At 61.9% G+C, this 13,839-nt stretch carries 12 protein-coding genes; 6 read left to right on the top strand and 6 right to left on the bottom strand.

All coding sequences use genetic code 11. From position 1 onward, the window contains the following. Positions 1-3: 3 nt before the first annotated feature. Positions 4-1,092 carry a Tim44 domain-containing protein gene (locus GJW30_RS11310; RefSeq protein ID WP_096355346.1) on the top strand — a complete coding sequence of 363 codons (1,089 nt, stop codon included), beginning with the start codon at positions 4-6 and terminating at the stop codon, positions 1,090-1,092. Positions 1,093-1,399: 307 nt separating this feature from the next. After that, positions 1,400-1,882 carry a VOC family protein gene (locus tag GJW30_RS11305; protein ID WP_096355345.1) on the top strand — a complete coding sequence of 161 codons (483 nt, stop codon included), beginning with the start codon at positions 1,400-1,402 and terminating at the stop codon, positions 1,880-1,882. A gap of 4 nt (positions 1,883-1,886) precedes the next feature. Here the strand turns inward: GJW30_RS11305 and GJW30_RS11300 are convergent, their stop codons facing one another. The 5 genes from GJW30_RS11300 to GJW30_RS11280 all read right to left on the bottom strand — a co-directional run bounded on the left by GJW30_RS11300 (position 1,887) and on the right by GJW30_RS11280 (position 8,552). After that, positions 1,887-2,099 (bottom strand): hypothetical protein, encoded by a 213-nt coding sequence (locus GJW30_RS11300; protein ID WP_096355343.1) that lies wholly within the window; start codon positions 2,097-2,099, stop codon positions 1,887-1,889. 113 nt (positions 2,100-2,212) lie between these two features. Next, a complete protein-coding gene (cckA, locus tag GJW30_RS11295) occupies positions 2,213-4,750 on the bottom strand; it encodes a cell cycle histidine kinase CckA (RefSeq protein WP_096355341.1) in 2,538 nt (845 codons plus the stop codon). Positions 4,751-5,049: 299 nt separating this feature from the next. After that, complete coding sequence (locus GJW30_RS11290) at positions 5,050-6,072, bottom strand: isocitrate/isopropylmalate dehydrogenase family protein (RefSeq protein ID WP_096355339.1); 1,023 nt, start codon at positions 6,070-6,072, stop codon at positions 5,050-5,052. 371 nt (positions 6,073-6,443) lie between these two features. Further along, positions 6,444-6,908, bottom strand: coding sequence for a DUF4214 domain-containing protein (locus GJW30_RS11285; protein ID WP_096355337.1), 465 nt, complete (start codon positions 6,906-6,908; stop codon positions 6,444-6,446). 30 nt (positions 6,909-6,938) lie between these two features. Next, complete coding sequence (locus GJW30_RS11280) at positions 6,939-8,552, bottom strand: DUF4214 domain-containing protein (protein WP_165391651.1); 1,614 nt, start codon at positions 8,550-8,552, stop codon at positions 6,939-6,941. Between the two features lie 1,465 nt (positions 8,553-10,017). Between GJW30_RS11280 and GJW30_RS11270 the strand changes: the two genes are divergently transcribed. Both GJW30_RS11270 and GJW30_RS11265 read left to right on the top strand, forming a co-directional pair. Next, a complete protein-coding gene (locus GJW30_RS11270) occupies positions 10,018-11,079 on the top strand; it encodes a flagellar biosynthetic protein FliO (RefSeq protein WP_096355331.1) in 1,062 nt (353 codons plus the stop codon). A 16-nt stretch (positions 11,080-11,095) separates the two neighbouring features. Next, on the top strand, positions 11,096-11,650 hold the full coding sequence (locus GJW30_RS11265; protein WP_096355329.1) for a GNAT family N-acetyltransferase: 555 nt from the start codon (positions 11,096-11,098) through the stop codon (positions 11,648-11,650). Positions 11,651-11,668: 18 nt separating this feature from the next. Here the strand turns inward: GJW30_RS11265 and dksA are convergent, their stop codons facing one another. After that, complete coding sequence (gene dksA, locus GJW30_RS11260) at positions 11,669-12,082, bottom strand: RNA polymerase-binding protein DksA (RefSeq protein WP_096355327.1); 414 nt, start codon at positions 12,080-12,082, stop codon at positions 11,669-11,671. Between the two features lie 348 nt (positions 12,083-12,430). Here dksA and GJW30_RS11255 point away from each other — a divergent pair, with 348 nt between their 5' ends. Both GJW30_RS11255 and GJW30_RS11250 read left to right on the top strand, forming a co-directional pair. Continuing rightward, positions 12,431-13,282 carry an AAA family ATPase gene (locus GJW30_RS11255; RefSeq protein ID WP_096355325.1) on the top strand — a complete coding sequence of 284 codons (852 nt, stop codon included), beginning with the start codon at positions 12,431-12,433 and terminating at the stop codon, positions 13,280-13,282. A gap of 40 nt (positions 13,283-13,322) precedes the next feature. Then, positions 13,323-13,832, top strand: coding sequence for a SixA phosphatase family protein (locus tag GJW30_RS11250; RefSeq protein ID WP_245408483.1), 510 nt, complete (start codon positions 13,323-13,325; stop codon positions 13,830-13,832). The last annotated feature ends 7 nt before the right edge of the window (positions 13,833-13,839 follow it).

Genomic DNA, 13,839 nt, shown 5'->3' with positions numbered 1-13,839 from the left:
CCAATGATGTTTCGCTCGCTCATCGCAGCCGCCGGCCTCATCGCCGCCTTCGCGATGGTGACGGTCGATGCGGACGCCCGGCCGAAGCTCAGCGCCGGTAGCCGCGGCACGCGCACGCAATCCGCACCGCCGGCAACGAATACGGCGCCGACGACGGCCGCACCGATCCAGCGCACGCAGACCCCGCCGGCAGCACAGCAGCCGGCAGCGGCCGCGCGTCCGGCCGCAGCACCAAATGTCGGCGCCGCACCGGCGAAGACCGGCTTCTTCAATCGCCCGGGCTTCATGGGCGGCCTCGTCGCCGGCATGCTCGGCGCCGGCCTGATCGGCGCACTGTTCGGCCAAGGCCTGTTCGGCAACATGGCCGGCATGGCCTCGTTCCTGGGCCTCTTGCTGCAGATCGCGCTGATCGGCGGCATCGCATTCTTTGCCATTCGCTGGTGGCGTAACCGTCAACAGCCGCAGCCGGCTTTCGCGGGAGCACCTGCCGGTGGTCCTTCGGAGGCACGCTCGCAGTTCGCAATGGGCGCTCAGCCGATGGGCGCTCCGCAGTCCATGGACGCACAGCCGATGGGCGCACCGCAGCCGATGCAGAACCAAGCCTATGGCAACGGCGCTGCCAGCAACGGCTACGCACCGCAGCAACAGCCTGGCGAGCCGACCGATGAGATCGGCATCAAGGGCGACGACTACGAGACGTTCGAGCGCCTTCTCACCGACATGCAGAGCGCTTACAGCCGCGAAGACCGGAATGCGCTCCGCAACATCGTGACTGACGAGATGGTCGGCTATCTCACGCAAGAGATCGACGACAACGTTTCGCGCGGTGTCGCGGCTCAGCTGTCGGGCGTGAAGCTGCTGCAGGGCGATCTTGCCGAAGCCTGGAACGAAGGCCCGGTCGATTACGCGACGGTCGCGATGCGTTACGAGATCGTCGATGCGCTCGTCGATCGCAACACGAAGCGCGTCGTCGACGGCGATGCGACCAAGCCAGTCGAGGCCGTCGAGGTTTGGACCTTCACGCGCCCGAAGGGCACGATGAATTGGAAGGTTGCCGCGATCCAGCAGCTCGAAGACGAGCAAGCCGCTTAGTCATCCCGACTCATACAGATAAGAAAAACCCCGGAGCCAAACTCCGGGGTTTTTTGTTGCGCGCGTCGACCTATGTCGCTGCGCCGCAGACGTGATTTGCCGATTAGTGCAGGCCGCCGAACAGCCAGATCAGCAGAATGACCGGCAGCGGAATGCCGATGAGCCAAAGCAAAAGACCCTTACCCATTTTGGTTCTCCTCAGTGTTCTTAATTCGTCGGCGGGATAACGAACACGAGGCCGCGTTGGTTCCATGGCACCTTGCGTACAGTTGAGGGCCATCCATCTATGGGAAACGCAGGAGTTTCTATGACCGCCTCCCCGACCATCGACGCCGGCGTCCGCATCGGCCACGTTCATCTGAAAGTCGCCGATCTCGATCGCGCGCTCGGCTTCTATTGCGGCGTGCTCGGTTTCTCGTTGAAGCAACGTATGCGCGGTGCGGCCTTCATCGCGGCGGGCGGCTATCACCATCACATCGGTTTAAACACGTGGGAGAGCGAAGGCGGCTCTCCACCGCCGCGTGGCTCGACCGGGCTCTTCCATACGGCGATCCTCTATCCGACGCGCCCTCTTCTCGCGGACGCGCTGCGCCGCGTGATGGCGGCGGGTATTCCGCTCGACGGCGCAAGCGATCACGGCGTGTCGGAGGCGCTTTATCTGCGCGATCCGGACGAGAACGGTGTCGAACTTTATTGGGACAAGCCGCAGGATCTCTGGCCGCTGAAACCCGACGGCACGTTCGAGATGTTCACGCGGCGTCTCGATCTCGACGATCTGCTGAAGGCGTGAGGCTTCAGAGCAGCCACGACATCAGTGTTTGCAGTTGGCTGCCCGCGGCGGTGACGAAACCGTCGTAGGTGCTGACGCCTTGCAGCGCGGCTTTACAGATGCATTCCGCGATGGCGGCTTTGATCGCAGGCGTCGCGGCTTCGGCCGGAACATCGGCCATGAAGTCCTCGAGCGCCTGGCGCATCGTCGTGATCAGTTCAGGATCGAAGCTGTGCATCCTGGCCTCCGGCTAAGCCTTTCGAACGCGCGCGAAGTCTGCGCGCATCCGGATCGGCTGACGAGGCACAAGCGCGTGATCGGCCGCCACAGATGTAGCGGCCTCGACAAGCCTTAGTTGGGCTTCTCGTCGAGCGTTTCCTTCACGATGCCGACAAGCTGCTTGAGTGTGAACGGTTTCGGCAGGAAGGCGAACTGACCGCCTTCCGGCAGGTTCTTCTCGAAAGCGTCTTCTGCGTAACCGGAGACGAAGATCATCTTCAGGTTCGGATTGCGCTGGCGCATTTCCTTGAGCAGCGTCGGGCCGTCCATCTCCGGCATGACGACGTCGGAGACGACGATGTCGACTTCGCCGCCGCGTTCTTCAAGCACCTGGATCGCTTCGACGCCGTTGCCGGCTTCGAGCACCGTATAGCCGCGGGAGGCGAGACCGCGCGCGTTGAGGCCACGCAAGCCTTCCTCGTCTTCCACCAGCAGGATCGTGCCGCTGCCGGTGAGATCGATCTGCTTCTCCGCTGCGCGGCTCGGTACAGGCACCGCGGCTTCGGCGACTTCTTCAACACTGCCGGTGAAGCGCGGCAGGAAGATACGGAACGTCGTGCCTTTGCCCTCAACCGAGTCGACGAAGATGAAGCCATCGGTCTGCTTGATTATGCCGTAGACAGTCGACAGACCGAGGCCCGTGCCCTTGCCGACCTCCTTGGTGGAGAAGAAAGGCTCGAAGATCTTGTCGAGGATGTCGGCCGGCATGCCGGTGCCGGAGTCGGCGACTTCGATCAGCACGTAGTCGGCGGCCGGCAGCGGCTTGTACGAAAGTTTCGCGCACTCCTCGGCTGAGATGTTTTGCGTTCGGACGTGAAGTTTGCCGCCGTCCGGCATCGCGTCGCGCGCGTTGACCGCGAGATTGACGATGACTTGTTCGAACTGCGAGATGTCGGCGCGGATCGGCCAGACATCGCGACCGTGCGTGACATCGAGCGAGACCTTCTCGCCGATCAGACGGCGCAGCAGCATCGTCAAATCGGAGACGACTTCGCCGAGATCGATCACCTGGGGACGCAGCGTCTGACGACGCGAGAAGGCGAGCAGCTGACGCACCAGCGCAGCGGCGCGGTTCGCATTCTGCTTGATCTGCATGATGTCTTGGAAAGACGGATCGGTCGGCTTGTGCGCGTTGAGCAGGAAGTCCGTCGCCATCATGATGGCGGAGAGCACGTTGTTGAAATCGTGCGCGATGCCGCCGGCGAGTTGGCCGACCGCCTGCATCTTCTGCGATTGCGCGAATTGCGTTTCGAGCGCGCGCTGCGCCGTCGTCTCGGTTGTGTAGACGATCGCGGCTTCACCATCGCGTTCGTCGCCTTCGACCGGCGCGACGAAAACGAGCGCCGAACGATTGCCCTCGCCCGACAGCGCAACGTCGAATGCCGCGATATCGCCCATGCCATCGGCCGCTTTGCCGATCGCAGCTTCGAGCGCGGCCCGATCGCGCTCCGCGATCACCGGCAGGATCGAACGGCCCTCGGCCGGCAGCGTCTCGGCTTTGAGCACACCCTGGTTGAGGCGCGCGAACGGCGCGTTGGAGCGCACGATGCGTCCGCCGCGGTCGACGGTCGCGATCGCCATCGGCGCATTGTGGAAGAAGCGCATGAAGCGCACTTCGGCGGCGCGTTGCGGATCGCCGTCGTCGCGGGCGCGGTTGAGCACGAGCGTGCGCGAGTCACCCGCGCGGCCATCCGCGCCGAATGCGACCTTGTGATAGAGGCGCACCGGCAGCGTGCGGCCGCCGCGCGTGCGCAAATCGAGATCGAACACGTCGGTGCGCACTTCGCCGGGCGCGGCCGAGAATGTCGTGATGAGCGCGGCGCCGTCGCCGGCGACCACTTCGGCAAGTGCCAGACCGGACGAACCGATCTGTGCGAGGTCGTGATCGAGCCACGATGCAAGCGTCGCGTTGAGATACGTCACGCGGCCTTGCGCATCGACCGAGAAGAAACCGGCCGGCGCGTGATCGAGATAATCGATCGCGTGTTGTAGTTCCTGAAACACGTTCTCCTGACGCTCGCGATCGCGCGTGATATCGGCGACGGTCCACACGGTGGATTGCGCTTCCGGTCCGCTCTCGCCGAGCGGACGCACGCGGAGGCGCAACCAGCGCGCACCACCGGCACCCGGCAAACGCACCTCTTCCTGCAGCGGGCGCCCTTCGCGGGCCGCCTTCATCAGACGATAGAGTGCTTCGGAGAGATCCGGCTCGCCGACGAAAGCTCGCTCGACCGGACGCACGTCGTCCTCGCCGCGTGCTCCTGTGAGCGCGAGATAGGATTTGTTCGCGTACTGGACGCGGCCCTTCGCGTCGGTGACCAGAATGCCGTCGATGGCGCCATCGCTGACGGCGTTGCGCAGATGACCTTTAACACTCGCGCCGGCGCGCAGAATGCCGGCTGCAACCGCGAACATCGACACGACGCCGATGACGGCAAGCGCCGCCAGCATCATGAGGATGTAGGTCTCGGAATTCTCCCGCCCGACGAATAGGAGGCCGATCGCTGCCGCAACCAACAGCGCAGCCACGGCCAAGACCATCGTCACGGACCCGCCCGGCCCGCCCGCGTTGTCGCGGGGGAAGCCTTCACTTACATTCTGGATCGCCATGCCGGGAAGCCTTCTGGTGCCAAAGGCGCGCGCCGATTCGCTGTTTGTTCGACATTATCATGGGCGCGATGTGCACAGCGGAACGGTTGTTGGCCAGCGGAGCGGACGCTGCCTTCCTTCACGGCCAACCAGAGCCCTTTCCGCAAGCTGGAATAGATGCCCAATCTCGCGTGGTTATGGTTAACGCGAGGTTACCACAGCGGATGCTCGCTCGGCGAGTGCCCGGACCGCTTAAAAGCAATGCCGCGGCACGCCCTTCGACGCCCGCGGCATTCGGTGAGGAAGAACTGGAAAGGGCGTCAGCCCAGCCGCTGAACGATGGCGTCGCTGAAATCGCCGGTCGACGCCGTGCCGCCGAGATCGCCGGTCTTGATCTTGTCGGCGTTGAGTGTGAGGTCGATCGCTTTACGGATGGCAGCGGCCTTTTCCTTCTCTGCGACGTGATCGAGCATCAGGCAGGCCGCGAGCAGCAGCGCGATCGGGTTGGCGATCCCCTTCCCGGCGATATCCGGCGCGGAGCCGTGCACGGCTTCGAAGATCGCAGCGTCCGGTCCGATATTTGCGCCCGGCGCCATGCCGAGGCCGCCGATCAAGCCGGCGATGAGATCCGACAGGATGTCGCCGAACAGGTTCGTGGTGACGATGACGTCGAACTGCTCCGGCTTCATCACGAGCTGCATCGCGCAGGCATCGACGATGCGATCGTCCATCGCGACGCGGCCTTCGTATTCCTTTGCGATCTCGCGGCCGGCGGCGAGGATCAAGCCGGTGAGCGATTTGAGCACGTTGGCTTTGTGCACCACCGTGACCTTCTTGCGGCCATGCGCGAGCGCGTGTTCGAAGGCGTAACGCACGATGCGGCGCGACTCCGCTTTCGTATTGATGCCCTGCGAGATGGCTACGGCTTCGGGATCGTCGCCGACCTGAATGAAGTGCTCGAACGCGACATACAGCCCTTCGAGGTTTTCACGGATCAGCACGATATCGATGTTCTCGTAGCGGCCGCCAGGCGTGAGTGTCTTGGCCGGGCGCAGATTGGCGTAGAGGCCGAAGGTTTCGCGCAAGCGCACGTTGACGGAGCGATAACCGCCGCCGACCGGCGTCGTCAGCGGACCTTTGAGCGCGAGCTTGGTGCGGCGAATGCTGTCCAGCGTTGCCTGCGGCATCGGCTCACCACCGTGCTCGACGCCGGCGAGGCCACCGTATTGGCGGTCCCATTCGAACGGCGCTTTCACCGCATTCAGAATCTTGACGACGGCGTCGGAAATTTCCGGACCGATGCCGTCGCCCGGAATGAGCGTCGCCGCAATGCCTTGGGTCATATGAATTCCTCGAAAATGGATGCTGAAAAATAGCGGGGCCGTGTGTTTCAATCTGCCTGCACGGCAACGTTGACGACAAGCGACCGGGGATTGTCTTCGCGAATGTTCGGTTGAGAACGCGGGCAAAAACCGCCTGGGCAACTGACGGGACCGGCAACTTTTATGGTTAACTATAGGTTCGACGAATCCGGTCGCCGCGGCCGGCGCGCGTTCCCCATTCGCCGCATATCGCGAGAGCGCTGTCCAAAGCTAGCAAGTACCGAAATCGCGCCCTAATACCAATTGAGCAAGGCCGACAAGTACACCGCAGTGCGTCCGGGCTTCGCAGCTTGTCGAATCAAGCCGCAAGTCCGGCACCGCCGCTGGTCGAGTCAAATAACCCAATCGTGCGCCGTGATGGCGGCCAAAGACTTATCATGAAAAAAAACCGTCACTCCGTGATCATTGAAAACGACGTCGCGGCCAATTTGCGTCATATGGAATAGTGCGTTCCCATCGCTCATGTAACCAAAATTCGCAAATTGCGCCTGGTCGTATTGGTCGAAACCGTAGATGTGATTGACGCTCGGGGAGTTGGCATCGAAAACAAAATCATCGGCACCGAGACCGCCGATCAGTGTGTTCGAACCCGTGCCTGCGTCGAGTTTGTCGTTCCACTGCCACGCAGTGATCTCGATGAACGATTGCAAAGCAGCGTTCTTGAGACTGATGTGCTCTACCGATTCAGAAAATGCGCTGACAACGCTTTCTCTCGAATTTCCTGCGTTGAGATAAGCGACCCAAGACACAAATCCGGAAGCCTCAGGCGCTCTATCGAGAACATTGTTGTAGAGCAACGTGACGAACTGCTCGTTGTTGAGCGAGCCCTAGGTTTGTCGAAATTCCGCCGATTGCACAAACTGAGTGGTGATACTCTGAAGCGAAGCTCCAGAATTATTTCCTCCAACCCAACCAGTAAAGCCGCCGACATCCGGCTCGCGACCAAAGATCGTATCGTACAGCCTGTAGATCTGGCCAACCGATTGTCCATAAACGACCTCAGAAGCATAACCCATCTCCCCCATTGCAGAGATGGACTTGAACTCAGAGGACTCCGAGAATCCGAGCAGCACGCTTGCACGCGATGCGCCTGCATCTAGGTATGCAACCCACGAAGTAAAGCCGCTCTGATCGGGAGCTCGGTCCAGAACGTTGTTGTAAAGCAGCGCAACGAACTGCGGATTCGACAGCGCGCCATATGTCTGCTGGAACTCGGCCGAAACGACAAAAGCATTCGCTACCGACGTCAGCGTTTGCTGACCGCTCGCTAGTCCCGCTGCCCACGAAGTGAAGCCGACGAAGTCGGGAGCTCTATCAAACGTCGCGCCGTAGAGCCGATAAACGGCCCCCTGGTTTGCCGATAGACTGAATACTTCACCGCCGTTGAGATAGTCGTTGCCGTCGCGACCGAACAATTGGTCGGCCCCTAGACCGCCGTCGAGTACATCGGAGCCAGAGCCGCCGTCGAGAAGATCGTTTCCGTCAAGGCCCCTGACAATGTCGTTGCCATCAAACGCGTAGATAACATCGTTTCCGGGAGTACCGAAAAGCGTATCATCTCCTGCGAAAGGATCCGCACCAAACGCATCAGCCGCTTCAGCGTCGACTTTGACATTAGCGTTTCCAAGCGTTGCCGTCTTTGTCACCGTCCCCGACAGACCGCCGCCACTGAATGTAATCGTGTATGACCCCGGCGGCACCGCTAGTTGCCAGCCGCCAGAATCCCAGCTCGTTGTGGTATAGGTCTGCGAGCCGCTCTTTAGAGTGATTAAAACGCCGCTTAATCCTTCCCCGATATCGTAAAAATTATCGTTGTCGCTGTCATTGATTATCACGCCGACAAACTGCGCGGCGTATCCCGACCGTGCGCCAAGCTCCTGCGAGATCACGTAGGGGCCAACGCTCGTTGCCGAGTTGCTTTCCGCGACGACCGAGATACCAATTTCTTTGTAAGCGCTATTCGCAAGGTTGATGCGATGACCAGCTGGATCTTGCATGCCGTCACCGCGCGTTCGCCAATCAGCATAAAGCTGACCGTTCGACATGATGTCCTCTACGTCGTAACCCCAATCGATCACGAAGCCTGCATGGCCCGAGACCAAGTTATCGGCGAACGCGTAGATGTTTTCGCCAAGCGCGGTGTATCCGTTAAATCCAGCGTTTGTGGCGCGCTGTGCAAGGCTCTGCTCGTTCGGAAGCTGGTGACTTTGTTGATCGTAAGCGATCATGTTTGCATTATGGCTTGCAGCAGCGCCGTTGAGCGCGCTGCTCCAAGCCAGCGGTGCGACTGCCGCTGTCGCATTAAGTTGTGCCAGCAGCGATCCACGGTCGACGCCAAAATAGTTGATCGCCGCAGTAACATTGCCGTCCGCCCCTGATCCAGTTAATCGGCCGTATTCGCCCGATGGATCGGCCCTGAATTTGTTGACGAGCTCGAGCATGAGCTGCTCTTGAGCAGTCGGAAGCGACATAGTCGGTACCTCGGCAAGAGACGCGCTAGTGCGTCCTTGCTCACAACCTCGCACAGAGCAGCATACCCGGTGCGGTGTCTCGTTAAGCACCACTTCCAAAACGCTGAACGAGCTGAAAAAACCCTTAGTTAGTTCGATCGACTTTGGAGATGGAGGGACGCTGTGCGAACGGCGCTGCCCCTATTCGAAGAGATTGGCAATGAGGCGCGCCATCGCCGATGATTCGAACTGATTGATTGCGCAGGAGTGGGTCAGGCCAACCGGGCGATGCGGCAGACGCTGGTCGAAGAATTGCCCGCGACTTTCCGACACGTGCGGCAGAGGCCTCAACAACTTCTGCTTTTAATCCCGCTCGGCTTCTACACTACGACGCTTCGCTGAGGGAGCTGCTCACGCACCCAAAGACGATCGGCCAAGCGCGCGCCGCGCATCATCGCGATCAAGGACACCGATAGTCTTGCGGACGGCGCGCATCACATACTGTCCAGGCTTGTAAGTCACGCACTCCTCAACGCGGAATCCGGCGAGGCCGAGTATGGAACCGAACTGAACGCCCGAGTAAGAGTTCACCCAACTTTTCATTTGCTCGGACGCGACTGTCTCCGTGAGGCATGTGTTTTGCAACCTGCCGATGCAGTCGTCCATCGGATCTACCGAGTTTCAAAACGACACACCGAAGGAGACGCTAATTTGTTCACTTACGATGCACGCGACAGGTGGCTTACGCGCGAAGAGAAGATCGCATGGGTCCGTGCCGCCCTATGGATCGTGATGGGCGGGGCCGCGCTGGTGTTGACGGTACTCGATCTAACTGGGCTGATCTGACCACCGGCACCCTGACCTTACATCATTGAGACGCTGGGTGCGCGCAGCGGCCCGCTGATCGTGGTTGAGAACACGAGCACACTTTGCACGCCAGAGGAGTAGCAGCGCTTCCAGAAGCGGCAGGCCTCCCAGCCGGCATGTGGCATTCCAACTCCCGGGCTGGCGGCAACACCGAGGGGCATCGCGCTGGCACCAACCGCGACGACCGTGTCAAGGTTACCGGCCACGCCGACCCACGCACGACAGCGGAAATCTACGATCGAGGAGTGCTCGAAGCGCACCGCCGCGTGGCCCGGGCCAGGGTCAGTTTCGGGGCGGGGAATACAGAATAGGAACGTGCGCGGGAACGGATCGAGGAACGTGTGAATTTCGCCAATGAGTGCAACCGGATGGCCGGAATCATGGTTAACTATAGGTTAAGAAAGAATAGCTGCCGGATAGTCATCCGGCGGCTTTGACCGTACAAATGGTAGCCTGGACGTGTTCGACGGCACCACTTAGACATTGCCGTGTTACATTTTGGCCGTGTCAGTTTTTGGCGACCGCGCAGGCGGTTGGTTTCGACGCCGGGGTACGCTGGTTCACACCGGCGATGGGCGAGTGAGGTAGAATGCTCGATAGTTTCAACGATCTTTCGACGCCGGTGAAGCTGGCCATCGCGGTCGTCGTGGTGCTGGTGCTCATCGTGCTGGTGTACTTCCTGTTCCGTGGACGCGGTGGTGGCCGTGTCGGCGGCGGAAGCTCAGCGCGTGGACGTCAGCCGCGTCTCGCCGTGATCGATGCCGCAGCGGTCGACCAACGCCGCCGGCTCGTCCTCATCCGCCGCGACAACGTCGAGCATCTCGTCATGATTGGCGGCCCGACCGACATCGTGATCGAGCCGAACATTCTGCGCTCCGTCCCGGTCTCGCAGCCGCGCGAACTGCCGGCACAAGGCGCGCAGGCCGCGCAGGTGCAACAGCGCGACACCGCGACGTTGCCGCCGCCGCAATCGCGTGAGCTGCCGCCGCCGATGCAGTCGCGTGAATTGCCGCCGCCATTGCCGGAGCCGCGTGAGGCACCGGCGATGCGTGAGCCGCCGCCGATGCGCGTTCCGTCGCGCGTCCCGGCACCGACGCGCAACGAGCCACGCGCCGAACCGATGCCGGCGCCGATCGTGAGGACGCCGGAGCCGGTGCGCCCGCCGCCGTTCCCGCCGGTTCAGCCGCGTTCGGACGCGCCCGCCCCGGTTGCCGCCGACAATTCGCTCGCCGAGATGGCGAGCAAGCTCGAAGCCGCGTTGCGCCGTCCTGGCGCGCCGCGTCCGCCGTCGTCGCCGTTGCGCGCACCGCCGCTCGCGGAGCCGCCGCCGCCGATCGCTCCGGACGCCGGACCGCCGACGATCCGCGTGCCGTTGCCGCCCGTGCGACGCGATCCGCCGAAGGTCGAAGCACCGAAGGTGGACACTCCCAAGGCCGAAGCCCCGAAGACCGAAGCTCCGAAGGCCGAGGCGGCCGCCGCTCCGTCGCCGCAAGCCGCCGCCTCTGCTGCTCCGCAGCCGGCGAAGAGCGATGCGCCGACATCGCCGGGATCGCCGCCGATCCAGAAATCGGTATTCGACAGCCTCGAAGAAGAGATGGCGAGCCTGCTCAAGACCGGCGCGCCCGAGAAGGCCGACGGCGACAAGAAGTAATCTCCGGAGATAAGCGGTGAGCGCTCTCACGATTCGCAAGCTCACCGCCGCCGAAGCCGACGCCAAGCAGAGTGAGCTTGCCGACGTTCTTGTCGACGCGGTAGCAAACGGCGCGTCCGTAAACTTCATGACAGGCTTCACGCACGACGAAGCGCTCGTCTTCTGGCGGGGCCAAATCGATGGCGTCGCGAGCGGCGATCGCTCGCTGCTCGCCGCCAGCGATGGCCGCAGCATCGTCGGCACAGTGATCGTTTATTTCATGCAGCAGCCGAACCAGCCGCACCGCGCCGAGATCGGCAAGATGCTCGTGCACTCATCGCTGCGGCGGCAGGGATTGGGACGGCGTCTCTTAGAGGCTGCCGAGGCTGAAGCGCTTGCGGCGGGACGCACGCTTCTGATGCTGGATACGGAGACCGGCAGCGCCGGAGACAAGCTCTACCGCGCGTGCGGCTGGATCGAATTCGGCAAGGTGCCGGGTCACGCCTATCGACCGGGCGGCAAACTCGCCACGACGACGTTCTTCTACAAGAACCTCAGCGAGACCCACCGCGCGCCGCCGGCGCGCGGCTAGGTCGCATCGCGGAAGCGATCAATCGTCGCGATAGACGCGCTCGCGACGCTCGTGGCGTTCCTGCGCTTCGAGCGAGAGCGTTGCGATCGGGCGCGCCTCGAGGCGGCGGATCGCAATCGGCTCACCGGTCTCTTCGCAGTAGCCGTACGTGCCGTCGTCGATGCGTGTGATCGCGGCATCGATCTTCGAGATGAGCTTGCGCTGGCGGTCGCGTGCGCGAAGCTCAATGGCTCGATCGGTCTCGGAAGATGCGCGGTCAGCAAGGTCGGGATGATTGACGTTCTCATCCTGCAGATGCTGCAGCGTTTCCTTGGCTTCCTTGAGGATCTCTTCTTTCCAGGCCAAGAGCTTGCCGCGGAAATAATCCCGCTGCCGTTCACTCATGAACTGCTCTTTGTCGGTCGGGCGATACGCTTTCGTCTTCACAGACATTCAGACCACTCCACCCCTAAACTTATGCGCGAGTCTTTGTCTCGCGCGGGGGCTTATAATCCCACCTTGACGACAGGACAATAACGGATTTGCGTTGGCCACAAGACGGGCATTTCCGCCTTACTACAACACCTTAGTAGAGGGTTCTTGCATAACCGCAAAGCATTGCAGCGTAAAAAGAAAGCACTCGATTTGCGAGAGGGTGTTCACCACGGCCTGCGACTCACCTCCGCGCCGACACACGCGGCGAATGGTTGCTTTCGGACAGTCCTCATGTCCTATTGCGGCAAAGTCACTTCCCCGAACGAATAAAGGAATGCGGCGTTCGTTGCCGCCAGCGGAGACAGCATGCGTTTCGACGGAACCAGCGCCTATGTGGCAACCGAAGATCTCAAGGTTGCGGTGAATGCCGCGATTGCCCTCGAACGCCCCCTGCTGGTCAAAGGCGAACCCGGAACCGGCAAGACCGTGCTGGCCATCGAAGTCGCCAAGGCGCTCGGCGCTCCGCTACTCGAATGGCACATCAAGTCGACCACCAAGGCGCAACAAGGTCTCTACGAATACGACGCGGTGACGCGACTGCGTGACTCGCAGCTCGGCGACGAGCGCGTCAAGGACATCCGCAACTACATCAAGCGCGGCAAATTGTGGGAAGCCTTTACGCATGAAGGCCGCCCGGTTCTGCTGATCGACGAGATCGACAAGGCGGACATCGAATTCCCGAACGATCTGCTGCAAGAGCTCGATCGCATGGAGTTCTTCGTCTACGAGACCGGCGAGATCGTGAAGGCGAAGCAACGCCCGGTCGTCATCATCACGTCAAACAACGAGAAGGAACTGCCGGACGCGTTCCTGCGCCGCTGCTTCTTCCACTACATCCGCTTCCCGGATCAGGAGACGATGCAGGCCATCGTCGACGTCCATTTCCCGGGCATCAAGCAGCGCCTCGTTGCCGAAGCGCTGCGGCTCTTCTACGAAATCCGCGATGTGCCGGGCATGAAGAAGAAGCCGTCGACGTCGGAGCTGCTCGATTGGTTGAAGCTTCTAATGGTCGAAGACATCGGGCCGGAGACGCTGCGCGAGCGCGATCCGAAGAAGCTCATTCCGCCGCTGCATGGCGCGCTGATCAAGAACGAACAGGACGTCCACCTGTTCGAACGTCTTGCCTTTATGACGCGGCGCGAAGGCCGCCCGCAGTAGAGACGTTTTCGCCGAGAGACTGACGACGATGCGTCGCTTGATGTTGCTCCGACACGCGAAGTCCGACTGGTCCGAAGCCGGTCAGGCGGACATCGACCGCGTGTTATCGGCACGCGGTCGCAGCGCAGCGCCTCGCGTCGGCGAATATATGGCGGGTCAGGCGCTGGTGCCCGACCTCGCCCTCGTATCGAGCGCACAGCGGACGCGCGAGACCTGGGAGCTTGTCTCCGGCGCCTACAAGGAGCCACCGGCCTCGACGATCGAGCCGCGCGTTTACGATGCCTCGGCCGACAAGCTGCTCCGCGTCATCCGCGAGACGCAGCCGGACGTGCATGCCTTGCTCGTCGTCGGGCACAATCCGGCGATGGAAGAGCTTGCCGACAGCCTGGTCACGATGGGCGATCCGGTCTCACGCGATGCGATGGACGAGAAGTTCCCGACCGCAGCGCTGGCCGTCATCGATTTCGCGACCGACAGCTGGAGCGACATTGCGCAAGGCACCGGGCGGCTCGACCGGTTCGTGACGCCGCGCTCGCTGCGGCTCGAATAGTTTGTAC

This window comes from Variibacter gotjawalensis, from assembly GCF_002355335.1.
Taxonomy (GTDB): Bacteria; Pseudomonadota; Alphaproteobacteria; order Rhizobiales; family Xanthobacteraceae; genus Variibacter; species Variibacter gotjawalensis.
Note: the sequence above shows the minus strand (reverse complement) of the source record. Positions and strands in the feature narration are given on the sequence as shown.

What these genes read in the sequence shown, in the direction of transcription:
- GJW30_RS11310 (WP_096355346.1), top strand. Translation starts at nt 4, where the DNA reads ATGATGTTTCGCTCGCTCATCGCAGCCGCCGGCCTCATCGCCGCCTTC.
- GJW30_RS11305 (WP_096355345.1), top strand. Translation starts at nt 1,400, where the DNA reads ATGACCGCCTCCCCGACCATCGACGCCGGCGTCCGCATCGGCCACGTT.
- GJW30_RS11300 (WP_096355343.1), bottom strand. Translation starts at nt 2,099, where the DNA reads ATGCACAGCTTCGATCCTGAACTGATCACGACGATGCGCCAGGCGCTC.
- cckA (WP_096355341.1), bottom strand. Translation starts at nt 4,750, where the DNA reads ATGGCGATCCAGAATGTAAGTGAAGGCTTCCCCCGCGACAACGCGGGC.
- GJW30_RS11290 (WP_096355339.1), bottom strand. Translation starts at nt 6,072, where the DNA reads ATGACCCAAGGCATTGCGGCGACGCTCATTCCGGGCGACGGCATCGGT.
- GJW30_RS11280 (WP_165391651.1), bottom strand. Translation starts at nt 8,552, where the DNA reads ATGCTCGAGCTCGTCAACAAATTCAGGGCCGATCCATCGGGCGAATAC.
- GJW30_RS11270 (WP_096355331.1), top strand. Translation starts at nt 10,018, where the DNA reads ATGCTCGATAGTTTCAACGATCTTTCGACGCCGGTGAAGCTGGCCATC.
- dksA (WP_096355327.1), bottom strand. Translation starts at nt 12,082, where the DNA reads ATGTCTGTGAAGACGAAAGCGTATCGCCCGACCGACAAAGAGCAGTTC.
- GJW30_RS11255 (WP_096355325.1), top strand. Translation starts at nt 12,431, where the DNA reads ATGCGTTTCGACGGAACCAGCGCCTATGTGGCAACCGAAGATCTCAAG.
- GJW30_RS11250 (WP_245408483.1), top strand. Translation starts at nt 13,323, where the DNA reads ATGTTGCTCCGACACGCGAAGTCCGACTGGTCCGAAGCCGGTCAGGCG.